Origin of the sequence: Amycolatopsis arida, assembly GCF_900115565.1 — a bacterium.
Taxonomy (GTDB): Bacteria; Actinomycetota; Actinomycetes; order Mycobacteriales; family Pseudonocardiaceae; genus Yuhushiella; species Yuhushiella arida.
The window spans coordinates 142223-168001 of the sequence record NZ_FOWW01000009.1 but is presented as its reverse complement, the minus strand read 5'-3'; the positions used below and the strand labels follow the sequence as shown (position 1 = coordinate 168001).

Annotated in this window: 27 protein-coding genes and 1 pseudogene; 14 read left to right on the top strand and 14 right to left on the bottom strand. The window is 72.1% G+C overall.

All coding sequences use genetic code 11. From position 1 onward, the window contains the following. Position 1: 1 nt before the first annotated feature. Together lnt and BM051_RS23065 are read left to right on the top strand one after the other, a co-directional pair. Complete coding sequence (gene lnt, locus BM051_RS23070; RefSeq protein ID WP_092534256.1) at positions 2-1609, top strand: apolipoprotein N-acyltransferase; 1608 nt, start codon at positions 2-4, stop codon at positions 1607-1609. Positions 1610-1621: 12 nt separating this feature from the next. Beyond that, the gene (locus BM051_RS23065; protein ID WP_092534253.1) at positions 1622-2401 is read left to right on the top strand and encodes a polyprenol monophosphomannose synthase; all 780 of its coding nucleotides are present in this window, start codon (positions 1622-1624) and stop codon (positions 2399-2401) included. Positions 2402-2472: 71 nt separating this feature from the next. Here BM051_RS23065 and BM051_RS23060 read toward each other — a convergent pair whose 3' ends face one another. The 3 genes from BM051_RS23060 to BM051_RS23050 all read right to left on the bottom strand — a co-directional run bounded on the left by BM051_RS23060 (position 2473) and on the right by BM051_RS23050 (position 5673). Then, positions 2473-2817 (bottom strand): RNA polymerase-binding protein RbpA, encoded by a 345-nt coding sequence (locus BM051_RS23060; RefSeq protein WP_092534250.1) that lies wholly within the window; start codon positions 2815-2817, stop codon positions 2473-2475. Positions 2818-3212: 395 nt separating this feature from the next. Beyond that, positions 3213-4637 carry an MFS transporter gene (locus BM051_RS23055; protein WP_092534247.1) on the bottom strand — a complete coding sequence of 475 codons (1425 nt, stop codon included), beginning with the start codon at positions 4635-4637 and terminating at the stop codon, positions 3213-3215. Positions 4638-4890: 253 nt separating this feature from the next. Next, a complete protein-coding gene (locus BM051_RS23050) occupies positions 4891-5673 on the bottom strand; it encodes a glycerophosphodiester phosphodiesterase family protein (protein ID WP_092534244.1) in 783 nt (260 codons plus the stop codon). Positions 5674-5731: 58 nt separating this feature from the next. Between BM051_RS23050 and BM051_RS23045 the strand changes: the two genes are divergently transcribed. The 4 genes and pseudogenes from BM051_RS23045 to BM051_RS23030 all read left to right on the top strand — a co-directional run bounded on the left by BM051_RS23045 (position 5732) and on the right by BM051_RS23030 (position 9695). Continuing rightward, positions 5732-6127 carry a hypothetical protein gene (locus BM051_RS23045; RefSeq protein ID WP_424923307.1) on the top strand — a complete coding sequence of 132 codons (396 nt, stop codon included), beginning with the start codon at positions 5732-5734 and terminating at the stop codon, positions 6125-6127. Between the two features lie 250 nt (positions 6128-6377). Beyond that, positions 6378-6821, top strand: coding sequence for a helix-turn-helix transcriptional regulator (locus tag BM051_RS23040; protein ID WP_092534238.1), 444 nt, complete (start codon positions 6378-6380; stop codon positions 6819-6821). Positions 6822-6830: 9 nt separating this feature from the next. Then, positions 6831-7167 (top strand): annotated as a pseudogene (locus BM051_RS30720) (VOC family protein); the annotation flags it as partial. Between the two features lie 143 nt (positions 7168-7310). Next, entirely contained in the window at positions 7311-9695 is a 2385-nt protein-coding gene (locus BM051_RS23030) for an ATP-binding cassette domain-containing protein (protein WP_092534235.1), read from the top strand. Between the two features lie 205 nt (positions 9696-9900). On the opposite strand, the gene BM051_RS23025 is transcribed toward BM051_RS23030, so the two are convergent. From BM051_RS23025 to BM051_RS23010, 4 genes are all read right to left on the bottom strand, one after another. Next, on the bottom strand, positions 9901-10326 hold the full coding sequence (locus BM051_RS23025; RefSeq protein WP_092534232.1) for a pyridoxamine 5'-phosphate oxidase family protein: 426 nt from the start codon (positions 10324-10326) through the stop codon (positions 9901-9903). 56 nt (positions 10327-10382) lie between these two features. Then, positions 10383-10973 carry a dihydrofolate reductase family protein gene (locus BM051_RS23020; RefSeq protein WP_092534229.1) on the bottom strand — a complete coding sequence of 197 codons (591 nt, stop codon included), beginning with the start codon at positions 10971-10973 and terminating at the stop codon, positions 10383-10385. A 97-nt stretch (positions 10974-11070) separates the two neighbouring features. Beyond that, positions 11071-11964: an NAD(P)-dependent oxidoreductase gene (locus tag BM051_RS23015; RefSeq protein WP_279587067.1), complete on the bottom strand. Its 894-nt coding sequence runs from the start codon at positions 11962-11964 to the stop codon at positions 11071-11073. After that, positions 11961-12857, bottom strand: coding sequence for an NAD(P)-dependent oxidoreductase (locus BM051_RS23010; protein ID WP_092534530.1), 897 nt, complete (start codon positions 12855-12857; stop codon positions 11961-11963). The genes BM051_RS23015 and BM051_RS23010 overlap by 4 nt, the downstream gene beginning before the upstream one ends. Positions 12858-13555: 698 nt before the next feature. On the opposite strand from BM051_RS23010, the gene BM051_RS23005 reads away from it, so the two are divergent. Together BM051_RS23005 and BM051_RS30060 are read left to right on the top strand one after the other, a co-directional pair. Then, positions 13556-14344 (top strand): NAD(P)H-dependent oxidoreductase, encoded by a 789-nt coding sequence (locus BM051_RS23005; RefSeq protein ID WP_092534226.1) that lies wholly within the window; start codon positions 13556-13558, stop codon positions 14342-14344. Positions 14345-14399: 55 nt separating this feature from the next. Then, positions 14400-14975 (top strand): YdeI/OmpD-associated family protein, encoded by a 576-nt coding sequence (locus BM051_RS30060; RefSeq protein WP_243859739.1) that lies wholly within the window; start codon positions 14400-14402, stop codon positions 14973-14975. A 226-nt stretch (positions 14976-15201) separates the two neighbouring features. Here BM051_RS30060 and BM051_RS22995 read toward each other — a convergent pair whose 3' ends face one another. The 3 genes from BM051_RS22995 to BM051_RS22985 all read right to left on the bottom strand — a co-directional run bounded on the left by BM051_RS22995 (position 15202) and on the right by BM051_RS22985 (position 17494). Continuing rightward, positions 15202-15534, bottom strand: a complete 333-nt coding sequence (locus BM051_RS22995; protein WP_092534223.1) for a YnfA family protein — start codon at positions 15532-15534, stop codon at positions 15202-15204. Positions 15535-15561: 27 nt separating this feature from the next. Then, positions 15562-16221 carry a YdcF family protein gene (locus BM051_RS22990; RefSeq protein WP_092534220.1) on the bottom strand — a complete coding sequence of 220 codons (660 nt, stop codon included), beginning with the start codon at positions 16219-16221 and terminating at the stop codon, positions 15562-15564. 124 nt (positions 16222-16345) lie between these two features. Further along, positions 16346-17494, bottom strand: a complete 1149-nt coding sequence (locus BM051_RS22985; RefSeq protein ID WP_092534217.1) for a hypothetical protein — start codon at positions 17492-17494, stop codon at positions 16346-16348. A gap of 275 nt (positions 17495-17769) precedes the next feature. On the opposite strand from BM051_RS22985, the gene BM051_RS22980 reads away from it, so the two are divergent. The 3 genes from BM051_RS22980 to BM051_RS22970 all read left to right on the top strand — a co-directional run bounded on the left by BM051_RS22980 (position 17770) and on the right by BM051_RS22970 (position 20098). After that, positions 17770-18321 (top strand): DinB family protein, encoded by a 552-nt coding sequence (locus BM051_RS22980; protein WP_243859737.1) that lies wholly within the window; start codon positions 17770-17772, stop codon positions 18319-18321. A 217-nt stretch (positions 18322-18538) separates the two neighbouring features. Continuing rightward, entirely contained in the window at positions 18539-18946 is a 408-nt protein-coding gene (locus BM051_RS22975; protein WP_092534211.1) for a YciI family protein, read from the top strand. Between the two features lie 6 nt (positions 18947-18952). Beyond that, positions 18953-20098 (top strand): RNA polymerase sigma factor, encoded by a 1146-nt coding sequence (locus BM051_RS22970; RefSeq protein WP_092534208.1) that lies wholly within the window; start codon positions 18953-18955, stop codon positions 20096-20098. 114 nt (positions 20099-20212) lie between these two features. On the opposite strand, the gene BM051_RS22965 is transcribed toward BM051_RS22970, so the two are convergent. The 4 genes from BM051_RS22965 to BM051_RS22950 form a co-directional block, all read right to left on the bottom strand. After that, a complete protein-coding gene (locus tag BM051_RS22965) occupies positions 20213-20833 on the bottom strand; it encodes a LysE family translocator (RefSeq protein WP_092534527.1) in 621 nt (206 codons plus the stop codon). 56 nt (positions 20834-20889) lie between these two features. Next, positions 20890-22071 (bottom strand): FAD-dependent monooxygenase, encoded by a 1182-nt coding sequence (locus BM051_RS22960; protein WP_092534205.1) that lies wholly within the window; start codon positions 22069-22071, stop codon positions 20890-20892. Beyond that, a complete protein-coding gene (locus BM051_RS22955; protein ID WP_243859735.1) occupies positions 22068-22676 on the bottom strand; it encodes a TetR/AcrR family transcriptional regulator in 609 nt (202 codons plus the stop codon). Before BM051_RS22955 ends, BM051_RS22960 begins: the two co-directional genes overlap by 4 nt. A 168-nt stretch (positions 22677-22844) precedes the next feature. Beyond that, positions 22845-23666, bottom strand: coding sequence for a helix-turn-helix transcriptional regulator (locus BM051_RS22950; protein WP_243859734.1), 822 nt, complete (start codon positions 23664-23666; stop codon positions 22845-22847). A 60-nt stretch (positions 23667-23726) separates the two neighbouring features. On the opposite strand from BM051_RS22950, the gene BM051_RS22945 reads away from it, so the two are divergent. The 3 genes from BM051_RS22945 (at position 23727) to BM051_RS22935 (ending at position 25768) form a co-directional block, all read left to right on the top strand. Further along, complete coding sequence (locus BM051_RS22945) at positions 23727-24683, top strand: NAD(P)-binding protein (protein ID WP_208326007.1); 957 nt, start codon at positions 23727-23729, stop codon at positions 24681-24683. After that, positions 24574-24972: an FAD-dependent oxidoreductase gene (locus BM051_RS29450; RefSeq protein ID WP_208326013.1), complete on the top strand. Its 399-nt coding sequence runs from the start codon at positions 24574-24576 to the stop codon at positions 24970-24972. Before BM051_RS22945 ends, BM051_RS29450 begins: the two co-directional genes overlap by 110 nt. 298 nt (positions 24973-25270) lie before the next feature. Then, complete coding sequence (locus BM051_RS22935; RefSeq protein ID WP_243859733.1) at positions 25271-25768, top strand: hypothetical protein; 498 nt, start codon at positions 25271-25273, stop codon at positions 25766-25768. Positions 25769-25779 lie beyond the last annotated feature (11 nt).

Genomic DNA, 25779 nt, shown 5'->3' with positions numbered 1-25779 from the left:
GGTGACCGCCACCGTGCCCGAGACCGCGGCCGCCGCCCCGCGCCGGGCCTGGCCACCCCGCCTCGGGCGGCTGCTGCTGGCCACCGCCTCCGGACTCGCGCTCTACCTCAGCTTCGCCCCGCGGGACCTGTGGTGGCTGGCGCCGCTGGCCTTCACCGGGCTCGGGCTGGCCCTGCACGGCCGCCGCGTCCGCGCCGGACTCGGCCTCGGGTTCGTGTTCGGCCTGGTGTTCTTCCTCCCGTTGCTCGTCTGGCTCAACGACTTCCTCGGCGCCGAGTTCGGCCCGTGGCCCTGGCTGGGACTCTCCGTCGCGCTCGCGGCCTACCTCGGCCTCGCCGGCGGCCTGGTCACCGTGGTGTCCCGGCTGCCCGGCGCCCCGGTCTGGATGGCCGCGGTGTACATCGCGCTGGAGACCCCGCGCGCCTGGTTCCCGCTCGGTGGGTTCCCCTGGGGGCGGGTCGCGTTCAGCCAGCCCGAAGGGGCGTTCCTGCCGCTGGCCGCGGTCGGTGGCGCCCCGCTCGTCGGGTTCGCCGTGACGCTGGCCGGCTTCGGCCTGGCCATCCTGCTCGCCCGGTCGCGGCGGGTTCGGCACCCGCGCGCGCTCGCCGGGCCCGCGCTGGCCACCGTGCTGCCGGTCGTCGCCGGGCTCGCCCTGTGGCCCGCCGTCGGCGCCGAGCCCCAGTCCGGCACGCTGACCGTCGCCGTCGTGCAGGGCAACGCCCCCGACGTCGGCCTGGCGTTGCAGGGCCGGCGCGCCGAGTTGCGGGCCAACCACCTCGCCGAGAGCGAGCGGCTGCTCGCCGACGTCCGCGCCGGCCGGGTCCCGCGACCCGACCTGGTGGTCTGGCCGGAGAGCGCCACCGACATCCGCGGCAGCGACCCCCGGCTGGACCGGCTGGTCGCCGACTTCGGCGTCCCGTTCCTGGTCGGAGGGCTCTACTGGCTGCCCGACGGCACACCCCAGAACGTGGTCGTCGTCTGGGACCCGGACACCGGCCGCGGCGCCCGCTACGCCAAGCAGGAGCTGGTGCCCTTCGGCGAGTACATCCCCGCCCGCGCCATCGCCCGCCTGGTCACCCCGTTCGTCGACGACACCGGCGACATGCGACCCGGCGACGGTGACCCCGCCGCCCTGCGGGTGGCCGGCACCGTCGTCGGCACGATCATCTGCTACGAGGCCGCCTACGACTACCCGGCCCGCGACGCCGTGCGCGCCGGCGCCGAGCTGCTCACCGCGCCAACCAACAACGCCTGGTACGGGCCGGGGGAGATGAGCTACCAGCAACTGGCCATGTCCCGGCTGCGGGCGGTCGAGCACGGCCGCGCCGTGGTGGTCGCGGCCACCAGCGGGGTCAGCGCCATCGTCCGGCCCGACGGCGGCGTCGCCAGGTCCACCGACCTGTTCACCGCCGCGTCACTGGTCGCCGAGGTGCCGCTGCGGCGGGCGACTACGCTGTCGGATCGACTCGGTGCGTGGCCCGAGTACGTCCTGGTCGGGGTCGCCGTCGCGGCGGCGCTGGCCGGGGTGGCGCCAGGCCGGCGGGCCGGCGCGCCAGGTGGCGACACAGGACACGGCGGAACGGACACGGCGGCACGGCCCGCCGGCTAGGGGAGGACAGGCATGGCGCAGGGGCCGCGGGATGATCACCAGCACCGGCACGGCGGCACCGCCCCGGTGCTGGTGATCGTCCCGACGTACAACGAGCGGGAGAACCTCGCGCCCATCCTGCGCCGGCTGCACGACAGCCTGCCCGACGCCCACGCGCTGGTGGTCGACGACGGCAGCCCGGACGGCACCGGGCAACTGGCGGACGAGCTCGCCGCCGACGACGAGCGGGTGCACGTGCTGCACCGCACGGAGAAGGCCGGGCTCGGCGCGGCCTACATCGCCGGGTTCCGCTGGGGCCTGGCGCGCGAGTACAACACCCTGGTCGAGATGGACGCCGACGGCTCGCACGCGCCGGAGGACCTGCCCCGGCTGCTCGACGCGCTCGGCGACGCGGACCTGGTGATCGGCTCCCGCTACGTGCCCGGCGGCAGCATCGTCAACTGGCCGGCGCGCCGGCACGTGCTCTCCCGCGGCGCCAACATCTACACCAAACTCACCCTCGGCGTGCGGATCAACGACATCACCGCCGGCTTTCGCGCCTACCGGAGGGCGGTGCTGGAGAAGCTCGCCCTGGACGAGGTCGTCTCCGCCGGCTACTGCTTCCAGATCGATCTGACCTGGCGCACGGTCCGCGCGGGGTTCACCGTCGTCGAGGTGCCGATCACCTTCACCGAGCGGGAGATCGGCGAGTCGAAGATGAGCGGCTCCATCGTGCGCGAGGCGTTCCTGCGGGTGGCCGGCTGGGGCCTGCGCCACCGCGCCGACCAGCTGCGCCGGTTGCTCCGCCGCTGACGCCCCACACGCCGAAGGGCCCCGCGCCGGATTGGCGCGGGGCCCTTCGGGGGTGGTGGGATCGGCGGCCGTCAGGCGCTGCGGCTGCGCCGACCGCGCAGCTCGGCGAGCCGCTCGTTGAGCAGCTCCTCCAGCTCGGGGATGGTCCGCCGCTCCAGCAACATGTCCCAGTGCGTCCGCGGCGGCTTCACCTCGCGCTGCTCGGGCTGGCTGCCGTCGACGATCTCGGACTCACTGCCGTGCAGGCGGCACTCCCACACCGAGGGCACCTCGGCGTCGTCGGAGAACGGCACCTCGAACTCGTGGTCCTTGGGGCACCGGTAGCGCACGGTGCGCCGTGGAGCGAGGTCGTGATTACGGTCGGTCTCGTAGCTGACCGCTCCCAGCCGGCTTCCACGAAGAACACGGTCGGCCATGGTGGGTCCTTTCAGTCGGCTCGGTCGAGCCAGGGCAGTGCTCACCCTAAGCAACGTTCGGCGCGGTCCGGAGATTCCCGAACCGGCATGTCGTGGCTCACGGCGAGCGACCCGCCCTTCGGCAACAGCTTCCTCTAGTAGGACAACTTTTCGGCCCGCTCGTGACGCGTTATCGCTCGTCTTCTTGGGTTTGTCCCTCGGATGGGCTATCGCGTGCTACTCAGGCCAGACCTGATCGACCGGGACGCCCCGAGCGGGTTCCAAGATCGCCAAGACCGTCCGGGCGACAATACCGAGAGTAGTGACACTCGGTAGTTGACCGACCATCCGAGCGTTGTGAGACTGACGTTTCAATCGTCGCCCGACCGTGCCGGGACGGTCACTCGCCGCCCGGATCAGAGCACGGAGGGTGGCCGGTTTCCGGCGGCGACGATCGCCCGGCGCACCGGCACCAGCGCGACGAGCACGAACCCGAGCACGAAGAAGACGACCAGCGCGATGATGGCGAACCGGAACGACCCGATGGCGTGGCCCACCGCCGCGAACAGCAGCGGGCCCAGCCACGAGGTGCCCCGCTCGCCGATCTCGTAGAGCGAGTAGTACTGCGCCTCCTTGCCCGCCGGGATCATCTGGCTGTACAGCGAGCGGGACAGCGCGTTGGTACCGCCGAGCACGAGGCCGATGCCGGCGGCCACGGCGTAGAACTGAAGTGGCTGGCCGGCCTCGATGAAGTACGCCGCGCCGATGACCAGGACCCAGAAGGCGAGGCTGCCCAGGATGGTTCGCTTGGCGCCGAACCGCCGGGCGATCAGCCCGTGCGCGACACCGCCGAGGTAGGCGACGAACTGGATCACCAGGATGGTGGCGATCAGCACCTCGTTGCCGAACTTCAGCTCGTCCTTGCCGTACTGGGCCGACACCGTGACCACCGTGGAGATGCCGTCGGTGTAGACCAGGTACGCGCCCAGGAACGCCAGGGTCAGCGGGAACGCCCTGGCGGCGCGGACGGTCGCCCACAGCTCGGTGAAGCCCGCGGCGAGCACCGACGTGTCGCGCTCCCTGCCGTGCGGCCGCTGGCGCTCCCGCAGGCGGCGCAGCGGGATCAGGGTGAACGCCGCCCACCACACGCCGGAGGAGAGGAAGCAGATCCGCACCGCGGTGGACTCGCTGACGCCGAGCGCGTCGCGGCCGAGGTAGAACGCCAGCTGCAGGGCCAGTGCGATGCCGCCGCCGAGGTAGCCGAACGCCCACCCGCGCGCGGATACCACGTCGCGCTCGTCCGGCGTGGCGATGTCGGGCAGGAACGAGTAGTAGACGACGATCGAGGCTCCGTAGCCGATGTTGCCGACGATGTAGAGCAGCACGCCGAGCTGCCAGTTGCCGTCGGCCATGAAGAACAGCAGCGCGGACGCGGTGGCGCCGAGGAAGGCGAAGAAACCGAGGATGCGCTTCTTGTTCTGGGTGCGGTCGGCGATCGCGCCGGTGACCGGCAGCACCACGACCTGGACCACGGTGGCGACGGACAGCAGGTAGCCCCACAGCGAGCCGGCCGGGAAGGACAGGCCGAACAGGGTGATGTCGCAGTTCACCAGGGTGTTGGTGGCGCCGGTGTCGTCGACGCACGGGGTGGGCCCGTTGCGGGCCGTGTCGGTGCGCGCGTCGACGGCGGCGACCGAGCCCATGTACAGGGCGCCGAAGACGGTGATCACCGAGGTGAAGAACGTCGAGTTCGCCCAGTCGTAGAAGTACCAGCCGCGCTGCTCCCGGCGCCGCTCCCGGGGGTCCGCGGCCGGGGTCGGACCGGTCGAGGTGGCAGTCATGGCGCTCCCGATCGTGCGTCGGCCGGACCGATGATCGGCCCGGGTGAGCGGAGGGTACCGGGCGAACGGCGCCGTGCGGGCGCAGGCAGGGCAGGTACGGAGCTCCCGTCGCTCCCGGTCGAGCTCGTGGGCCGGCTCCCGGCCCAGGCCGCTCGTGACCGCCCGCGCCGCCGGACCGTTGGCCCCGCGGGTGCGCGATCGGTGTCCCGCCGCCGTGCCGCCGGACCCTCGGCCCGGGAGCGCGAGACCCGCGTTACATCGCTCGCCAGGCGCCGCGGTCGGTGAGCACGGCGCGAAGCACGTCCGGCCGGTCGGTGACGATGCCGTGCACGCCCCGATCGAGCAGTGTGCGCATCTGCTCCGCGTCGTCGACGGTCCAGGTGTGCACCTCGGCGCCGGCGAGCCGCGCCGACCGGAGGAAGCCGTCGTGGACGATGGTCACCGTGCCCTGCCGGATCGGCACCTGCGCCAACCAGCCGCGGCAGAGGTGGCGCAGCCGCAGGAACGGCGCCCAGCCGTGGGCCAGCAGCACGGCCACCGACCGAGGCCCCATCGCGGTGAGCAGCCGCGGCCCGGCCAGCCGGCGCAGGCGGGCCAACCGCCCGTCGGAGAACGACGCGGCCGCGACCCGGTCGTAGGCCCGCATCCGCTGGATCACCCGGACGAACGGGCCGACCGCCGCGGGCGACTTCACGTCGATGTTGAAGTAGGCGTTCGGCAGCTCCTCGAGCACGTCCTCCAGCCGGGACACCGGCACCCGCCCACCGATCTTCGCCCTGCGGACGTCGGCCCACCGCTGCCGCGCGATCGGCCCGGTGCGGTCGGTGGTGCGGTCGAGCAGCGCGTCGTGGTGCACCACGACCACACCGTCGGCGGTGGCATGGACGTCGGTCTCCAGGTAGTGGTAGCCCTCGTCGATCGCGCGCCGGAACGCGGGCAGCGAGTTCTCCAGGTCCGCCAGGTCGTCCAGGTGCCAACCCCGATGGGCGAAGGCGCGGGGGAACGGCCCGGTCAGGTAGGGGTGCACGCCTTCCAGTGTGCCTCGCCGGCGTGGCCGTGACGTGAGCGTTCGGTGGCCGTTTATGGTCGTCGGCGTGAGAGAAGCGACACGCCAGCTCGACCCGACGACCTCGACCCGCGATTCGTCACGTGACGGAACGGGTCAGGGGAGAAGGGGGCGGCACTGCGGGTGGTGTGGCCGGCGGCTCGAGCAGAGCGGGAGCGTGGGGCGCCGGCGGCGGTACTGTGGCCAGTCGTGCCGGCAGCGGGCCTACGAGCGGCGCGCGGCGGTGCAGCGCAGCGGGCTGCCCGAGGACGCCGTCGTGCTGTCCGACGCGGAGATGACGATGTTGCAGGACCGGTTGTTCCAGCTCCGGTGCGCGGCCGAGGACGTGGTGACCGCCGCCGACGACGGTGCCGGCGCCGAGGAGTTGCGCCGCATGGCGAGCGAGCTGGCCAGGGCCGCGCACGACCTGGAGCAGTTCCGCTGATCACGTGCGTGCGACCGCGACGGCGTACCGCGCCGAGGCGAGAAGCCGAACCGTGAACACGGTCAGGTCAGGCCGGGGGGTGGCGGAAACCACCACAGCGTGCCGAAAGGGTCGACGAAGCCGCCCATCCGGTGCCGTCGTCCTGTGTGAGGAAGTCGCGGAAGGCGGGTGTGCTGTCCACCATCACGGAGGACGTGACCGAGCTCATGGGACGTGGTGCCGCCCGGCGCGACATGGCACGATCTGGCCGATGAGCAGCAGTTCAACCACGACGCAGCGCCTGCGCGACCTCGCGCTGCTGCGTCACGTTCGCGACCGGATGGACCGGGAGTACGCGCAGCCACTGAACGTCGAGGCGCTGGCCCGCGGGGTGAACATGTCGGCGGGCCATCTCAGCCGCGAGTTCCGGCGCGCCTACGGCGAGTCGCCGTACTCCTATCTGATGACCCGGCGCATCGAGCGCGCGATGGCGCTGCTGCGCCGTGGCGACCTCAGTGTCACCGAGGTCTGCTTCACAGTCGGCTGCTCGTCGCTGGGCACCTTCAGCACCCGCTTCACCGAGCTGGTCGGTATGCCCCCGAGCGTCTACCGAAACCAGGCGGCGCACGCGACGGCGGGGATGCCGCCGTGTGTGGCGAAACGGGTGACCCGACCGATCAGGAATCGAGAAGCGGCGGTCGTGAGCCACTCATAAGCTGCCGCCATGGACATCACCATTTACCAGACCTTCCTCCCATACGCTGACCCGCACGCCTCCCTGGCCTTCTATCGCGACACCCTCGGCTTCGAGGTCCGCAACCATGTGGAGTACGGCGACCTGCACTGGATCACGGTTGGTCCCCCCCCACCAACCCGGCACCTCCATCGTCATTCACCCACCGGGGGGTGGCGACCCGGGCGTCACCGACGAGGAGCGGCGCGTCATCACCGAGATGATGGCCAAGGGCACCTTCGCCATGATCAACCTGGCGACCAAGGACCTCGACACCACCTTCGAGCGGGTGCAGACCGGTGACGCCGAGATCGTCCAGGAGCCGACCGACCAGCCATGGGGAGTTCGCGACTGCGCCCTCCGCGATCCCGCCGGCAACATGGTTCGCATCCAGGAGCTGCGCTGAGCCGCCCGGCACACCGGGAGCCAGGGAGTCGAACCGGCGGTATCTGCCGAACAGATGGAGACACGATGAGTATGGCCACCAGGGCGGAGACACCGTCGCCTGCGCCGCACGTTGCCGACAGCCACGATCGGATCCGCGTGCACGGCGCCCGTGAGAACAATCTCAAGGACGTCGACATCGAGATCCCGAAGCGCCGGCTGACGGTGTTCACCGGCGTCTCCGGCTCGGGCAAGAGCTCGCTGGTGTTCGACACGGTCGCCGCGGAGTCGCAGCGGCTGATCAACGAGACCTACCCCGCCTTCCTGCAGGGCTTCATGCCGACGCTCGCGCGGCCCGATGTCGACGTGCTCGAGGGGCTGACCACGGCGATCGTCGTCGACCAGGAGCGGATGGGGGCCAACCCCCGATCGACGGTCGGCACCGTGACCGACGCCAACGCGATCCTGCGGGTGTTGTTCAGCAGGCTCGGGGAGCCACGGATCGGTCCACCCATCGCGTTCTCGTTCAACGTGCCGGCGCGGAAGGCCAGCGGCGTGCTGACGAGCGCCACGGGGGAGAAGACCATCGTCCGCGAGGCCGTCTACCACGGTGGCATGTGCCCGCGCTGCGAAGGCCGCGGCACGGTGTCCGACATCGACCTCACCCAGGTCTTCGACGACAGCAAGTCGCTCAACGAGGGCGCGATCACCGTCCCCGGCTACACCGCCGACGGCTGGATGGTGCGGACCTACAGCGAGTCGGGTCTCCTCGACCCGGACAAGCCGATCCGCAAGTACACCAAGAAGGAACTGCACGACTTCCTCTACAAGGAACCGACGAAGATCAAGGCCAAGGGCATCAACGTGACCTACGAAGGCCTGATCCCGAAGATCCAGAAGTCGTTCCTGTCCAAGGACGTCGACTCGCTGCAGCCGCACATCCGCGCGTTCGTCGAGCGGGTGGCCACCTTCGAGGACTGCCCGGACTGCGGCGGGACCCGGCTCAGCGAAGCGGCCCGGTCGTCGAGGATCAGGGGCAAGAACATCGCCGACCTCTGCGCGATGCAGATCACCGACCTGGCGGAGTGGATCCGTGGGCTCGACGAGCCCGGGGTGGCGCCGCTGGTGCGGGCGCTCGGGGCGAACCTCGACTGGTTCGTGGAGCTCGGGCTCGGCTACCTCAGCCTCGACCGTCCGTCCGGGACGCTGTCGGGTGGCGAGTCGCAACGCATCAAGATGCTGCGCCACCTCGGTTCGTCGCTGACCGACGTCACCTACGTCTTCGACGAGCCCACCACGGGCATGCACCCCCACGACATCCAGCGGATGAACAACCTCCTGCTGCGGCTGCGCGACAAGGGCAACACCGTGCTGGTCGTGGAGCACAAGCCGGAAGTGATCGCGATCGCCGACCACGTCGTCGACCTCGGGCCCGGCGCGGGCACGGCGGGCGGCGCCATCTGCTTCGAGGGCACCGTGGCGGGGCTGCGGGCCAGCGACACGGTCACCGGGCGGCACCTGGATGACCGGGCGAAGGTGAAGCCGGCGGTGCGGACCCGGTCGGCGGTGCTGGAGGTGCGCGGCGCCAACCTGCACAACCTGCGAGACGTCGACGTCGACATCCCGCTCGGCGTGCTGGTCGTCGTCACCGGGGTGGCGGGTTCCGGCAAGAGCTCACTGATCCACGGCTCGGTGTCCGGGCGGGACGGTGTGGTGGCGATCGACCAGACGGCGATCCGCGGCTCACGGCGGAGCAACCCGGCGACCTACACCGGGCTGCTCGAGCCGATCCGCAAGGCGTTCGCGAAGGCGAACGGGGTGAAACCCGCGCTGTTCTCGGCCAACTCCGAAGGCGCCTGCCCGACGTGCAACGGGAACGGGGTCATCTACACCGAACTCGGGTTCATGGAGACGGTCTCGACACCGTGTGAGGACTGCGGAGGCCGGCGGTTCCAGGCCGCGGTGCTGGACTACACACTGGGTGGCCGCAACATCGCCGAGGTGCTCGCGATGTCGGTGACCGAGGCCGAGGAGTTCTTCGGTAACGGCGAGGCGCGGACCCCGGCCGCGCACAAGATCCTCGCGCGGCTCGCCGACGTCGGGCTCGGTTACCTCACCCTCGGCCAGCAGCTGACCACGCTGTCCGGGGGCGAGCGGCAGCGGCTCAAGCTGGCCACGCACATGGGCGCCGACGGTGGTGTCTACGTGCTGGACGAGCCAACCAACGGCCTGCACCTCGCCGACGTCGAGCAGCTGCTCGGTTTGCTCGACCGGCTCGTGGACTCGGGCAAGTCGGTGATCGTCATCGAGCATCACCAGGCGGTCATGGCGCACGCCGACTGGATCATCGACCTCGGTCCCGGCGCGGGCCACGACGGCGGGCGGATCGTCTTCGAGGGCACACCCGCCGACCTCGTCGCCGACCGCTCCACGCTCACCGGTGAGCACCTCGCGGAGTACGTCGGTGCCTGACCGAGGATCTCGTGGTCACCCATGCGAGGAGCGGGCGACGTCAGTGGCCAGAGGGATAGGCCGGACGGGAAGCGAGCCCGCCGGCCGCGCTCGTCACGAGGCAGATGTAGAGCGCCGATAAGCTACATTATGTCAAGTAGTGGTGCGGGGTCCCTCGCCGCCGCGGTCGGCGAGGGACCCCGCACCAGATGAGTGACGGGCCCTGTCAGGTCGGACCGAAATCGGCGGACAGCCAGTGTTCCGGTCGCATGTAGATCACGACGTGTTCGCCGAGCTGAGTCCGTTCGTACTCCACGAAGTCGGCCACCTTCTCGGGCGGCAGGTACCGTGCGGTCATCTCCCACGACCGCTCGTGGCTCCCCGGCGCGGTCCTGACCACCGGCCCCTCCACCGACACGTAGCGGACCGTCGGCTCGGTCCGCTGCACCGTGAGGCTGAACCGGCCGGTCGCGTCGATCGCCCGTGCCTTCCGTGAGCCCGCGGGGGTGTTCACCCACAGCTCACCGCCCGGCGTGTACTGGTACCAGATGGGGACCGTCAGCGGCCCCCGCTCCGGCCGCTCGACCACCGAGAGCGCACCGATATGGGGTTCTGCGAGGAAACGTTCGCGTTCTTCTACCGACAGCGCCATGCGCCTGACGCTACCGATCGGGTCTGACAAGAACAGACGCCCTGATCGGCTCGACGTCAGCCCGGTGCCCTGACGTAGGTCAGGAAGACCACGCCGCTGTCGAACACGCGGGTCGCGGTGAGCCGGTACTTCTGCGGCCGGAACTCGCCGCCGAACAGCGGGATGCCCGAGCCGATCGCTACCGGGTTGAGCTTGACGATCAGCTGGTCGATCTCCGGCCGCAGCGCCTGGGCGAGCCGCCCGCCGCCGACCAGCCAGATGCCACCGCCGTCCTCCTGCTTGAGCTCCTTGACCCTGGACAGCGGGTCGTCGGAGGTGATCTCCACCGTCGGGTCCGGACTCTCGGCGATCGTTCTGGAGAAGACGATGTGCCGCAGGTGCCGGTAGGCGTTGGTGATCCCGGCCCGCAGGCCGATCTCGTACGACCCGCGCCCCTCCAGGACGGTGTCGAACAGCCGGTTCTCCGCGGTGACGCCCAGCGCCTCGCGGGCCGGTGTCGGCAGGATCTCCGGGTATTCGGCCACGATCGCGTCGATGTGGTCTCCCCCGTCGCCCATGATCCCGCCGGGCTCGGCCGGGTTGTTCCCGGCCGGGTCGGCGATGAACCCGTCGATCGTCGTGGCGACGAAGTAGGTCAGCGTGCGCATGTTCCCCAGTCCCCTGTCGGTCGGGTGTCCCCCGCAGCGTAGCCGAGCGCGCCGGCCGTCACCCCCAGCTCTCGTGCGACGGCCGGCGCGATCCGGGTCACTCGCGGCGGGTGATCACCTCGAACAGGCTGGGCCACCCGTCGGTGCCGTGCCCGGCGGCGATCGCGCGGTCGTAGTGCGCCTTCACCGCGGCGGGCAGGTCGAGATCGATGCCGGCGTCCCGGCTGGTTTCCAGGATGTGGTCCGCGGTCGCGCCCATCATCCGCACCGTGGCTTCGTCGCCTGGGTACTTCCCCTCGCCGATCGCCCGCGCGGCCTCGTCGAGAAAGTAGGAGAGGGTGTCGACGTTCTCCTTCGCGTACGGCAGGAAGCGCGCCGCGTCGACCCCCGCCGACCCAACCAGCGCGGTGGCGTGCAGGTACGCCGACAGCACGGTCAGGAAGATGTCCAGCTGGGCCTGGTAGAACAGCTGCGCCAGGCCGTGGTCCTCACCGAGGTAATCGGGTCGGCCGACCAGCCGGAGCACCGGCTCGTGGGTCGCGAAGTCCGCCCGCGGCCCGCTGTAGAACACGTACGCCTGCTCCGTGCCGACGAGCTCGGCCGGCACCATGACGCCGCCAACCACGAGCCGGGCGCCGCGCTCGGCCAACCAGCGCGCCGCCGTGCGGCTGCGTTCCGGAGTGTCGGAGCTCAGGTTCACGATCACCCGTCCGCCGAGCGATCGCTCGGCGGTGCCGAGGATGTCGTACATGGCCTGGTAGTCGGTCAGGCTGAGGACCACCAGTTCGTTCGCCGCGAGCGCGTCCGCCACGGTCGGGGCGCGCACCGCTCCCCTGGCGACGACGTCGTCGGCGCGGCCGGCGCTCCGGTTCCAGACCGTGGTGGGGTGGCCGTGGTCCAGGAAGGTGCGGACCATCGCCTGGCCCATCGGGCCGAGGCCGATCACGGTCACGGGTGTGCGGTCCTGCCGGTCCGCTGATGGTGCGTTCACGAAGGGTCCTTCCGGTGGTCGAGGGTGAGCAGTTCGAGGACGCCGGTGATGTCCTCGTCGCCGTGGCCGTCGGCGACCCGCCGGTCCAGCAGGCGCCCCAGCGGGGCGAGCAGCCGGGTGCTGATCCCCCGCTCCTCGGTGGCGTGGAGGAGCTCGGCGAAGGCGCCGGCCTGCATCGCGAGGCTGGACGACACGTCGAGGGTGTAGTCGCCCTCGTCGATTTGCCTGGCGGCGCCATCGACGAACCCGGCCATGGCGGACAGCCAGCGGCCGAGCAGCGGGGCGAACGTGGTCGCGGGAACGCCCTCGGTGCGGATCACGGCGAACGACTGGAGCACGCCCATGAACATCCCGTACATGCCGCTGAGCAGCGCCACGTCGTGCACCGCGGCGCGCCCGGGCTCCTCGCCGAGGTAGTGGGTCTCGGCCAGGACCTCCAGCACGGCGCGGTGGTCCTGGAACGCGTGCCGGGAGCCGCTGTACAGCACGAAGGCCTCCCGGGAGCCGATCATCGTCGGCACGGCCATGATGCCGCCGTCGAGATGGTCGGCGCCGTGGGCGGCCGCCCACGCGGCCAGCTCCTCGGCTTGTGCTGGGGTTCCGCTGGTGAGGTTGACCAGGGCGCGGCCCCGCACTCGTTCGGCGTGCCCGTCGAGGGTGGCGTGGACGGAGGCGTGGTCGAGCAGGCAGACGATCACCAGCCGGCTCGCCGCGATCGCGTCGGCGACGTCGGTGGCGGGCCGCGCTCCCCTGGCGACCAGCGGCTCGGCCTTGTGCCTGGTGCGGTTCCACACGGTGGTGGGGTGCCCGGCGGCGAGGAGTGCCTCGGCCAGCGCCGTGCCCATCGCGCCGAGGCCGAGCACGGTCACCGGTGTCCTGTCGGAGTCGGTCATGTCGCCACCGTGCCGACCGGCGCGCACGGTTCGCTGCGGGTTCACGCACGGTCCGGTGCGCCGACCGTCTTTCGGGCGGCACAAAATCCCCCGTTTTCGTGACTCGTGTCGGGAATGGTGGAATTTATCCTTGTCTCGGCGCCGTGTGCTGGGCGGCGTGGTTATCCCGAAACAGTCGCGGACGAACTCCGGGAGCGTGTGTCATGAGTCTTCTCGGCTCCGTCAACAGGGTGATCGACAAGAGCGCGGAGGTGGCGGCGCGGCGGGTGCGGACCAGGGCGAAGGTCGTGCTCACCACCTGTCCCCCGCCGGACCGGTGCATTCGCTGCAACCGGCGCTGCGAGCCCAGTGGGTTCTCGGTGTCCTGGTGTCCCAACCGGCCCGCGTGTGTACGGATCGCGTCGTATTACATTCGCTGATCCGCCATTCGGTAATCAGCGGGTAAAACGAGCGGGAATGTGATTACCGTACGACGCGAGATCGGAGGTGCGGCCACCCGGTGAGGTGATGGCGCGAGTTCACCTCCCCGTGCTGCCGGGGGCACCGGAGCCGCGGCCCCGGTGCCCCCGGCGAGCCTCCTCCCTGCGTGGCCCGATCCTTGCGTGAGTTGTCCCGCGGGCCACTCGTGGCGGGCCGCCGCTCCGGCGAGGCTGGTGTGGTCAGGTTCGCCACGACGTGGGGGAAGGGACGGTTCTCGCGTGAACGTGTTGTGGGTGTTCGCCCATCCGGATCAGGGGTCGCTGAGCGGGGTGCTGCGGGACGAGGGGCTGGCTGCCCTCGCCTCCGCCGGCCACCGGACCCGGGTTTCCGACCTGTACGCGATGAAGTGGAAGGCCACGCTGGACCGGGACGACCTCGGGGATGCGAGCGGGGACACGCTCAGCGCCGCGTCTCGCCGGGCGTACGCCGACGGCACGCTCGGCGCGGACATCAGGGCCGAGCACGACAAGATCGACTGGGCGGACGCGGTGGTGCTGCAGTTCCCGCTCTGGTGGTACGGGATGCCGGCCATCCTGAAGGGCTGGTTCGACCGCGTGTTCGTCAAGGGCTACGCCTACGGGGTCACCGACCCCCAGCGGCCCGGCCGGACGTTGCGCTACGGGCAGGGGCGGCTGGCCGGCAAGCGGGCGCTGGTGCTCGTCACCGCCGGAAGCCGGGAGCCGGCACTCGGGCCCCGGGGCATCAACGGACAGCTGGACCTGGTGCTGTTCCCGTTGCTGCACGGAACGCTGTGGTACGCCGGGATGTCGGTGTTGCCGCCGGTGGCGGTGTACGGCGCCGACCGGGTCGGGCCACACGAACACGCCGCCGCGGCCGCACTGGTGCGGCGGCGGGTCGCGGGGCTCGACCGGGACGCCCCGCTCCCCTACCGCACGCAGAACGGCGGCGACTACGACGACGACCTCGTGTTGCGCCCGGAGCTGGCGCCCGGCGCGAGCGGGCTCGACGTGCACTACGCGGGCGGGTTCACCGGCGCCGATGAGTGATCGCGGCCCCGCTCGTCATACGGGTGACCCGGCCGTGACACGAAAGGTGCTCGTCATGCGCGACTTGGTGGCCACCGAGAATCCAGCTGTTCGTCGAGATCCTGGGGCAGCAGCGATGAACGGCGAACCCACCCTCCACGCGCGGACCGCGGCCGACTGGTGCGTCTGGCTCGACGAGCACGCCGCCTTGCAGCGCGCCGTATGGCTGATCACCTACCACAAGCGCAGTCCCACTCCGAGCATCCTCGTCCCCGAGGCCGTCGAGCAGGCCCTGTGCTTCGGCTGGATCGACAGCCACGCCAGAAAGCGCGACGCCGAGAGCTTCTACCTCCGCTTCACTCCACGCCGCCCACGCAGCAACTGGAGCCAGGTCAACCGCGCCCGCGCCGAGAAACTCATCGCCGCGGGCCTCATGCGCCCCGCCGGCCAGCCCAGATCGACCTGGCCAAGCGGACCGGGCGCTGGCCCCCGCACCGCCCGCGCGCTGATCCGGCGCGAGGGACCGATCTCGCCGCGGATCTGGTCGACGTCGCGGTCGGCGCCGCCGGCCAGCACGCGCACCGCGGTCGTGTCCTGCTCGCTGCGTTGCACACGGTCGGCCAGCTCGCCGACGAGCAGGGTGTGCAGGTAGAGGGTGGCGGCGTCGAACCCCCGGCGCCAGTCCCCACCCTTCCCAGTCCACCAGGGCACAGTCCGGGGCCATCAGGTTGGCCCAGTGCAGGTAGGTGTGCGCGGGGGTCCAGGTGGTGACGGCGGGGCCGGCCACCCGGTTGCCGAAGAACACCCGGCTACGGTGGGCCAGATTGGCCACCTACCGGCCCGCCGCCTCGCCCGGGCGGGCCGGTAGGTGGGGCCGGTCAGCCTCGTGGGGCGTACATGATGACGCCGACCCCGACCAGGCAGATCAGCGCGCCGAGGAGGTCGAACCGGTCGGGCCGGTAGCCGTCGGCGACCATGCCCCAGGCCAGTGACCCGGCGACGAAGACCCCACCGTATGCGGCCAGGACGCGACCGAAGTGCGGGTCGGGTTGGGCGGTCGCGACGAACCCGTACAGGCCGAGGGCGATCACGCCGGCCCCGATCCAGATCCACCCGCGGTGCTCCCGCACCCCCTGCCACACCAGCCACGCGCCGCCGATCTCGGCGAGCGCGGCGAGCACGAACAACGCGATCGAACGGACGACGAGCACGGGCCCACACCTCTCGGGTCGTGGTGATCACCGGTCATTCTCGTCGCCAGCGGCCCGAGCGCCGGTCAGGGGTGGTCGAGCGGTGGGCTGGGACGGTGACGATCGAGCCTGGTCAGCGCAGCGCAGGTTTCGTCGGCCGAGCAGCGCGAGGGCCGGCTTGGCCACGAGCCACTCTCCGGGGCGGTAGTCCCGTGCTCGGACCAGGCGGGCTCCCAGGTCGGGGCGCTGTCGCCACAGGTAGGCGCGGGCCTTCTCGGCGTGCAGGGAGTGGGAAACGATCTTGACGCGGTCCGCGTCCTCGATCAACGGGATGACGTTCCTGACGTTCTCCCAGGTGGAACGGCTCTCGGTCTCGACGAGCAGCGGGCCACGGTACCCGCGTCGCTCGCGGGCGTAGTCCGCCATCAGCTCCGCTTCGGGCCGCCCACCATCCACCGACCCTCCGCTCAGGACGAGACGGGTCTCCGCGCGATCGCACGATCGCAACCCCGCACGGACGCGCCACCGGTTCACCGCGTTGATCCGGCGTCCTCGGTTGCGGTACCCGAGCACCACGACGACCTCACGCGTCCCGGCCGGCCGTGCGGCGGGGCCGAGCCGGCGCCGGGACGCCCGCCAGTGCTCCACCTCGCCCCATGTCAGCAGAGTCAGGACCAGCGCGCCGGCGCTCGTCACGATCCCCTTCACGGGGAGCCACCCTAGCCAGATCCCGATCCGGTCCAGGGGTGCTCGGCCCGCGTGAGGTCGGCCGCCGGCCAGCGGGGTCCTTCGGCGCCTCGTGGTCGCACGCCCGCCCTGGGCCGGTGTGGCGTCAGGACGGCGTGGTGTCGGGGTCGTCCGCGCTCGGGCCTGACGCGGGTGGGCCCACGGCGAGGAGGCGGTCGAGCCGGGTGTGGGCGTCGGCCAGTTCCTGGCGGGTGCGGTCGAGCTCGACGCGGGCGTGGGCCAGCTCGTCGGCGGTCGCCGCCGCGCGGGACTCGGCCACCCGCCGTTCGGTGTGCTCCTCGGCCCACCGGGTGTGCAGGTCGGTCAACTCGGCGCGGAGGGTGGTCACGTCGTCGCGGGCGGCGGCCGCGGCGGCCCGGGCCTCGGCGGTCTCCTGCCGGGCGCGGTCGGCGTCCTGGTCGGCGGTTCTGGCCGCGGCCTCGGCCGCCCGCAGTCGGTCCCTGGCGGTGGCCAGCCGCTCCTCCTGCAGCGCGTGCGCGGCGGTCAGCTCCCGCAGGTCGTGGCGGGTGGCGTCGAGCTCGCCGGCCAGTTGCTGGTGGGCCCGCCGCTCCGCGGCGAGGGTGTCGCGGAGCGTGCGGAGCTCGGTGGTGAGCTCGTCACGGGCCTGGATCGCGGCGGCACCGGCGGCTTCGGCCGCTCCGCGGGCCCGCTCGTGCTCGGCCACCTGCGCCCACGCCTCCCGGGTGGCTCGCTCGGCCTCCTCCCGCGCGCGGTGGGCGGCGCGGTCCGCCTCGGCGCGCGCCGCCTGGTCGTCGCGGGCCCTGGCCAGTGCCCGGTTGCGGGCCCGTTCCGCCTGGTCGGCCCGGCGTCGTGCCTCCTCGGCGTCCTCCCGCGCGGCCGCGGCCTGCTGCTCGGCCGCTCGGACCTGGGCCAGCGCGCCGCGCTCGGCGGCGGCGAGCCGGCTGGACATCTCCCGCAGCGCCTCGAGCACGGGCGCGGCGGCCGGCTCGAACAGCTCGGCCGCGCGGCGCAGCTCCGCCAGCGGCTCCACCACGGCCGCCGCTTGGGCGATGCGGCGGGCCCGGGAGGCGGCGTCGGCGTGGGCCTTGCAGCAGTAGGTCGAGGGTCGCCCGCCCTTGCGTCGGCCGTGCTCGTCCACCGCGGGTGGGGGCAGCGGGTTGTCGCATCCGTCGAGCGCGCACAGCGCCTCCCCCTCGGGTTCTGGGGTCGCGTCGCCGGCCGCTGACCCGGCATCGCGGTACTCGTCCTCGGCCGTGACCTGCTGTTCTGCCATGTGGAACACCCTACCTTGTTACGCGCACGAGATAGTGGAACTGGTATCGCGTGTCGCGATACAGCGAAACCATGGCAGAACACGAACCCGTGATAATGCCCCTTATAACGGATGGTGTCGAAAGAGGGGATTCCTCAGGCGGGAAGGCGGCGTCCAGGCTCGCTCGCGGGTCAGGAAGCCCGCTGGAGGGCTCCGGGCCGCATCCGAAAGCACGAGCCGCCCTCCGCGCGGAAATCGGGTTGGCCGGTAGTCGAGCAGGGTGCGACGATCTGCCCGTGCCGGTATCCCCTGAGTCCCCCGAGCCCCCCGAGTCCCGTTGCGCTCTCCTGCGCTGGCAGTTCGACCTGACCTGGTCGCTGCTGGACCTGCACCTGAACGAGCTCCGCCCGGAGGACTTCCGCTGGGAGCCCGCGCCGCTGTGCTGGACGGTACGTCCGGGCCCCGGCGGGACGTGGGTACCGGACTGGGCGGACAGCGAGCCCGATCCCATCCCGGTCCCGACGGTTGGGTGGCTCACCTGGCACCTGGGCTGGTGGTGGACGGTCACCCTCGACCACGCCGAGGGTCGCGTGCCACGCGAGCGCACCGACGTCGACTGGCCAGGTCCGGGCACGCCGACCGTGGAGTGGCTGCGTGGGCTGCGGCGCGACTGGCTGGCGGTGCTGAACCGGCTCACCGACGCCGACCTGGACGAGCCCGCGCCATTCCCCTGGCCACGGGACTCCGGGCACACCGTCGCGCAGATGGTGGCCTGGGTGAACGCGGAGCTGATGAAGAACGCCGCCGAGATCGGTCAACTCCGGCTGCTGCGCGCCGCGACCGGCTGACCGCGGGTCCCGGTGCCGGGTACCCGTCGGCCCGGGGCGCGGTGAGCCGGACGGGCTCGCCCGCGGTGTCCAGGCGCCCGCGTCCATGGCGCGGTGGAACCGGTGTCCTCGAAGTCCGCCAGGAAATGTCGCGGTGGGATGTCGAGAACCGGCGCGCGGCTCCGTCCCCCGGAGTGAACACGGCCATAATGGGCCGTACCACGCCAAGGAGAACATGATGGCCAAGTACCTGCTGCTCAAGCACTACCGGGGCGCGCCGGCGGCGGTCAACGACGTGCCGATGGACCAGTGGACGCCGGAGGAAATCTCGGCCCACGTGCAGTACATGCAGGACTTCGCCGCTCGGCTCGAGGGCACCGGCGAGTTCGTGGACAGCCAGGCGCTCTCCCCGGAGGGCACGTTCGTCCGCTACGACGGCGAGGGGCGGCCGCCAGTCACCGACGGCCCGTTCGCGGAGACCAAGGACCTGATCGCCGGCTGGATGGTCATCGACGTCGAGACCTACGAGCGGGCGCTCGAACTGGCCGGCGAGTTGTCCGCGGCTCCGGGTGCGGGTGGCAAGCCGATCCACGAGTGGCTCGAGGTGCGCCCGTTCTACGGCGAGTCCCCGACCATCACGGAGTGACGCACGGTGGACGAGGCCTTGTTGCGGGCCCTCACCCCCACCGTGATCGGGATCCTCGGCCGCCGCGGAGCGGACTTCGCGGCGGCCGAGGACGCCGTGCAGGACGCCCTGGTCGAGGCCGTGCGCGTGTGGCCGGACGCCCCGCCGCGCGACCCCAAGGGCTGGCTGGTCACCGTGGCCTGGCGCAAGTTCCTCGACGCCGCCCGCGCCGACACCTCGCGACGGCACCGCGAGGTACGCGTCGAGGGCGAGCCCGCGCCCGGCCCGGGCGCGGTGGTGGACGACACGCTCCAGCTGTACTTCCTGTGCGCACACCCGTCCCTGACACCGGCCTCGGCCGTCGCGCTCACGCTGCGCGCGGTCGGCGGCCTGACCACGCGGCAGATCGCGCGGGCCTACCTCGTGCCGGAGGCGACCATGGCCCAGCGGATCAGCAGGGCCAAGCGGACCGTCTCGGGTGTCCGGTTCGACCAGCCCGGTGACGTCGCCACCGTGCTGCGTGTGCTCTACCTGGTCTTCAACGAGGGCTACTCCGGCGACGTCGACCTCGCCGGCGAGGCGATCCGTCTCACGCGCCAGCTGGCGGCCAAGACCAAGCATGAGGAGGTGGCGGGCCTGCTCGCGCTCATGCTGCTGCACCACGCCCGGCGCCCGGCACGGACCGGCCCCGACGGCAGGCTCGTGCCTCTTGCCGAGCAGGACCGCGGCCTGTGGGACACCCGCCTGATCGCCGAGGGCGTCGACGTGCTCCAGGCCGCCCTCGCCCGCGACCGCCTGGGCGAGTTCCAGGCCCAGGCCGCCATCGCCGCGCTCCACGCCGACGCCGCGACAGCCGAGGAGACCGACTGGGTGCAGATCGTCGAGTGGTACGACGAACTGGTGCGCCTCACCGACAGCCCGGTGGCCCGCCTCAACCGGGCCGTCGCGGTCGGCGAGGCCGACGGCCCGCGGGCCGGCCTGGCCGCCCTGGCGGAGCTCGACCCCGCCCTGCCCCGCCACACCGCCGTCGCGGCGTACCTGCACGAGCGTGGCGGCGACCCGGTCACCGCAGCACGGCTCTACGCCGAAGCCGCCCGGTCAGCGCCCAACCTCCCCGAACGCGACCACCTCACCCGACAGGCCGCACGGCTGAACGCGCAGCTGCGCGGTTGAGCGGCGGGCGAAGTCATCGACCCGGCGGGGGCGCGCCTCCGCTCACTCTGTTGGCTGGCCGGACCGCGTTCGGCCGCGCTGCGCCACGGCCGCCCACCGTTCGTTGAGCGGGAGCTAGCGGGTGTCGGTCAGCAGCCGCACGGCCAGCCCGCCGAAGATGGCCGCGGACAGTCGCCGAAGCCAGCGGTGGACCGGCGGCCGGCGCAGCAGCGTGGCCGCGGTCCCGGCGGCGAGGCCGACCACGCCGTCCATGACCAGGCCGATCACGATCAGCACGCCGCCCAGCACCAGCGTCTGCACCGAGGCCGGCCAACCGCCGACCGTGACGAACTGGGGCACGAACGCGAGGTAGAACAGCACGACCTTCGGGTTGGCCAGGTTGGTCAGCACCGCGGTCAGGTACGTCTGCCGCAGGGGGCGGCGGGCCCGCACGGGCATCTCGGCCGCGCCGCGGGCCGAGCGCAGGGCGCTGATCGCGAGGTAGATCAGCACCGCGGCCCCGCCGACACGCAGGACGTCCAGCACGACCGGCGCGGCCCGCAACAGCGCGCTCAACCCCAGCGCGGCGGCGGCGGTGTGCACTACGGTGCCGGTGGCCATCCCCAGCGCGGCGGCCAACCCCGCCGCACGGCCGCCGGCGACGCCGTGGGACAGGATGAACAGCATCCCGGGGCCGGGAAGGGCGTTGAGCACCACGCACGCCACCGCGAAACCGAGCAGCACCAGCGGGTCCACCTGCCCATCGAAGCACGCTCGCGCCGCGGCCACCACCGCCCGGCGTGGCCGGCTGCTCAGTCCGCCGCGGCGAGCTCGGTGATCGGCGGCACCGGAGGGTTGGCCAGCCGGCGGGCGAGGAGCCGGTCGACGCCGGGTAGCCCGGCGAGGCGCAGCGCGACCCGGCGGGCCCGCAGCCGCAGCGGCACCTCGGGCAGGAACCACGTCACGCCGGAGTGGGCGGACCGCTGCGTGGCGGTGACCAGCGGCCGCCAGCGCCGCTCGTAGCTGGCCAGCGCGTCGTCGATCGAGCGGGCGCGGGCGAGCCGCTCGGCCAGCAGGTAGGCACCGGCGACCGCCAGCGAGGCCCCCTGCCCCGCGACCAATGACACGGCGTGGCAGGCGTCGCCGACCAGTGTGACCCTTCCGTGGCGCCACCGGGGCAACACGGTCTGCACGACCTGGTCGTAGAACACCTCCTCCGCCGGTGGGCACCCGGCGAGCGCGCGCGGCACGATCCAGCCGAGCGGTTCGTAGACGCCGCGCAGTGTGGCGTGCGGGTCGGCGGGCCGGGTGGGATCGGGCGTGCGGTGCACGGTGAACGCGGCGACCCGCCCGTCCCGCAGGCCGTAACAGGCGAACATCCGGTCCACCGAGTCGGTGAGGCAGAACCGGTCACGCACCTCGTCCCGCAGCGCGGGGTCGGTCACGGTGAACGCGGCGGTGTGCATCCCGAGGTACCGCACGTGTCGCGGTTGGTCGCCGAACACCAGCCGGCGAACCACCGAGTGGATGCCGTCGGCGCCGACCAGCAGGTCGGCCGCGACCCGGTCACCGCCGGTGAGCGTGACGTCGACCCCGTCCGGCCCGGTGTCGACGGCGGTGACGCTCGTGCCGAACCGGAGCTCGACGGTGTCCGGCAGCGACTCGCGCAGCACTCGTTCCAGCTCCGGGCGCAGGACGCTCACCAGCCGGCCGCCGACCGCATCGGCGAACCGCGAGTAGCGCAGCTCCACCCGCGGCCGGCCGGCGGAGTCCACGAAGGTCGCTCCCCACACCTGGTAGCCGACCTCGCGGATCCGCGGCAGCACGCCCATCGCCTCGGCGGCGTCGAAGCCCGGCCCGAAGAAGTCCATCATGTAGCCCTGCCGGCGCGGCCCCGGCGCCTGTTCCAGCAGCACGACCTCCTGGTCGAGCGTGGCCAACCGTTGGGCGAGGGCGAGCCCGGCGATGCCGGCCCCGCAGATCACCACCTTCATTCGGACACGTCCGTGCTGCCGACACCGCCGTCCGTTGGTCGCCGTGGCCGGGCGACGATGCGGCGCAGCACGCCCGCGACGGCCGGGGCGCTCACGGTCGGATCGAGCGCGCGGTGCAGCACCAACCCGTCGAGCGTCGCGACGACCACCATGGCCGTGTGGTCCGGGTCGGCCACCCCCCAGTGCCCCAGCCACCCGGCGATCCGGCGGCGGAACTCCACGGCGATCTCGCCCACCCGCCGGCACAGCTCGGGGTCGCGGGTCGCGGCCAGGTAGGTCTCGGTGACCAGCAGGGACAGCGGATCGGTGCCGCTGAACTGGGCCAGTGACGCCAGCACCAGCTCGACGCCCTCCTCCGGGGTGCGGGCCGGAGTGATCACCTCGTCCAGGTCGGCGACCGTGTTCCGGAGGGCCTCGATCGCCGCCTCGGTGAGCAATGCCCGCAGCGAGGCGAAGTGGTAGTGCACCAGGCCCGGGGCCACCTCGGCCCGGTCGGCGAGGGCGCGGGTGCTCACCCCCGTCCACCCCCGCTCCGCGATGAGCTCCGTGGCCGCGGAAAGCAGCCGGCGTCGCACCTCCCGGCCCCGCTCACTGGTCGTGACCACCGGGTTCTCCCCCTCCGGCTTGGGCAATCGCCTTGGACGTACGACCAAACAGTAGCATGCCGGTAACCAGGGTGCTGCCTCGATGTTCCCGAGGGGGGCGGACGTAGTACTCGGCGCATCGGGCGGATATCGGTTGACCAGCAGTAATGCCGCTTGGGGTTGCCGTGGTCAGCCGTTCGCCTGCTTGGTCATGTCCTGGTCGGAATGGGCCGCCACGGCTCGCCACCGCTGCGTGAGTTGATGGCAGGCGTGTCTCAGCTCGGGGGGTGTTACCTGGTCCAGACCGGCGTCGAAGGTCGCGAGGATCCCCGCGCCACCTGTCCAGGACCACGCTCCGATCGTGAGGCGGCAGTGGTCAGGACCGAGGTGTTCGACCACTGATCCGCCAGGTGCCCAGCGTGCGACGGTTTCGGCCGGCAGTGTCAGGCGTGCGGTTCCGGTGCACTGCCACGTGGCGGGGGTGTCCCCGCGGTCGTGACTCGTCATGACGAAGCGTGCGACGTCGCCGCCGGGGAGGTCTCTGGGAGGGAAGGGTTTGCCGGTAGGGGGGTGCAGGTGGAGGCGGTCGAGGCGGTGCACCCGCCAGCTGTTGTCGGCCAGGTCGTAGCCGACGAGGTACCACCGTCCGGCCCAGACCACCAGATGATGGGGCTCGACGCGGCGGGCAGGGGTGAAGTCGTGATCGCCCGGGGACGGACGTGTGCCATCGGTCCTGAGCGTGTCGACGATCAGCACCTGGCGGTGGCGTACCGCGCTTCCGGTGGCTTTGAGCGTCTCGGGGTTGATGGGGGGCGCCGCGAACTCCCAGTCGTTCCGCAGCCTGGTCACGCGCAGTGACTCCATGGCCGTTCGGAGTCTGGCCGGCACGACGCGCTGGAGAGTGTCCAGGGCGCGGGCGGCGTCCTCGCCAAGTCCGAAGACGGTGCTGGGTGCGGTCTGCAGGGCCACCGCGACCGCATCATGCACCGGTTCTGGCCATTCGATGTCCACTACTGATGGCACTGTCCCTGGCAAGACGTTGTCCGAACAGCCAGAGGAGTCGTGCACAGGATGCGCATCATCGTCGTCGGGGGTGGGATCGGTGGCTTGGCGCTGGCCGCCGGGATGCGCCGACATGGGTTCGACGTGGCGGTCTTCGACCGCGACACCGACGTCGCGGCGACGGGGGGTTACCACATCACCCTCGACGGCCGGGCCCAAGCGGCCCTGCGCGAACTCGTCCCACCGGAGATCGTCGAACAGCTGCTGGCCTCGGCATCGGCGCTACGGCTGCGGGCCCCGGACGCATTCTGGAACCGGCGCGGCCGTCTCCTGGGCCGCGGGCCGCGGCTGGCCGACAGCCCGAGCGTGGACATCGACCGCGTCACCCTGCGGACCCTGCTGGCCGACGCGGTCGGCGACGATCTCCAGCTGGGCCGGACCGTCACCGATATCGGGCGCACCGACGACGGCACACCGCAGGTCGTTCTCGCCGACGGGTCCCTTCGTCGGTGCGACCTGCTGGTGGGCGCGGACGGCACCCACTCGTTGGTTGCCCGTCGCTTGGCCGGTGGCCCCACCAACAAGCCCGCCGGTTTCGTCGGCTTCTCCGGCAGGACAACAGCCGAGGACCTGAGCCCGCGGGAGCGGCAACGGCTCGGACCGCGATCGGGGCTGGCGATCGGCCCTCGGGGGGCGGCACTCTACGTCGGCTTCCTCGACCCTGTGGGCAATGCCGTACTCGACGCCCCCAGCCGGCGCGCGGCGATCACGAGCGGTCCCACCTACATCTTGGGGCGCGATGTTCCCCGAATCCGCTGGGACCGACTCGATGCGCGGCCTCAGCGGCGCCGAGTTACAGGCCGCGCTGCTGGCCAAGTTCCACCGCCACGGGTGGAGCGAACGTCCGCTCGAGGTCATCGGACAGGCCGCTCCCGCCAGCGTCGCCGCCTTCCGGTTCCATGCCGCCTCGTCACTGGCACGCGACCTCGCCCCCTGGCCCGCCGGTCGCGTCACCGCCCTCGGTGACGCCGTCCACGCCACCCCACCGACCGCTGGCATGGGAGCCGGCGCCGCCATCCGCGATGCCGCCAGCCTGCTCACGCACCTGTGTGAGGTCGCTGCCGGCACCACCACCCTCACCGTGGCCATCAGCCAGTTTGCGGCGGGCATGCGCGTGCGCGGCAGCGAAGTCCTGACCTTGGCCAGGAAAACCGTTCGCTGGATACTGGCCACCGACACCGCGCTGGGAGCAGCCGTCACCGCTGTGGCGACCCCCGTGATCGCGGCGGGCAGCCGGCTCAAGCGCCAGCGCTAGAGCGGGGTGAGCGGCAGGCGCTGGTGGTGGCCGACGAGCGCCAGGCTCGCCGCGCGCAGCGTCTCATCCCGCACGTGCCACTCGGCGATTCAAGGCGGGATGTCGTAGGAGATGCCGCGGGCATCGGCCATGCGGGTCAGGCCGAGGTTGGAGGAGTGGCTGATCAGCACCGCGATCAGGTTCTGCTTCAACTCCCTCGTGCGGTCAGCCGTCTCCGCCCGATTTTCCCGAGTACTCCGTCGACCCGCGAGGGGTGGTGCGTCACGATGCGGGGTGAGGTCGGCGGAAGGAGTGGACCATGGGCGGTTCCGGTGCGTTGGTGCCCAGTCGCTGGACGAGACCGCTGCAGCTGGTGACGGCGTGGTGCTCGCTGGTGTTCGCGATCGGCACGGCGGTGCAGACCTTCGTCGTCATCGACCTGCCGATGCTCGAGCTCGCCCAGCGGCTGGCGGGGGCGTCACGCCCGGAGGCGGCGCAGGCCGCGCCCGGGCTGCGCGACACACTGCGCGCGGTGGGGATCGTCTACCTGGCCGGCAACGCCGTGGGGGTGCTCGCGGTCCGCGGCTACGCCTGGGTGTACTGGGTCGCGCTGGTGGTGAACCTGACCCAGGCGACCGGGGTGGTGCTGGTGCCGACCGAGGTGCTGCGCGCGTCGGCGGCCGAGCTCGGCGTCGCCGGCGTACTGCCCACGCTGGTCACCGACGGCGGCGCGGTGCTGCTGGGGCTGGCGCTGCTCGGCTTCCTGCTCCGTTTCCGCACGCCGTGGGCCCGGCGTCGGGCCGCCGCGCCGGCCTGACCGCGCCGGTG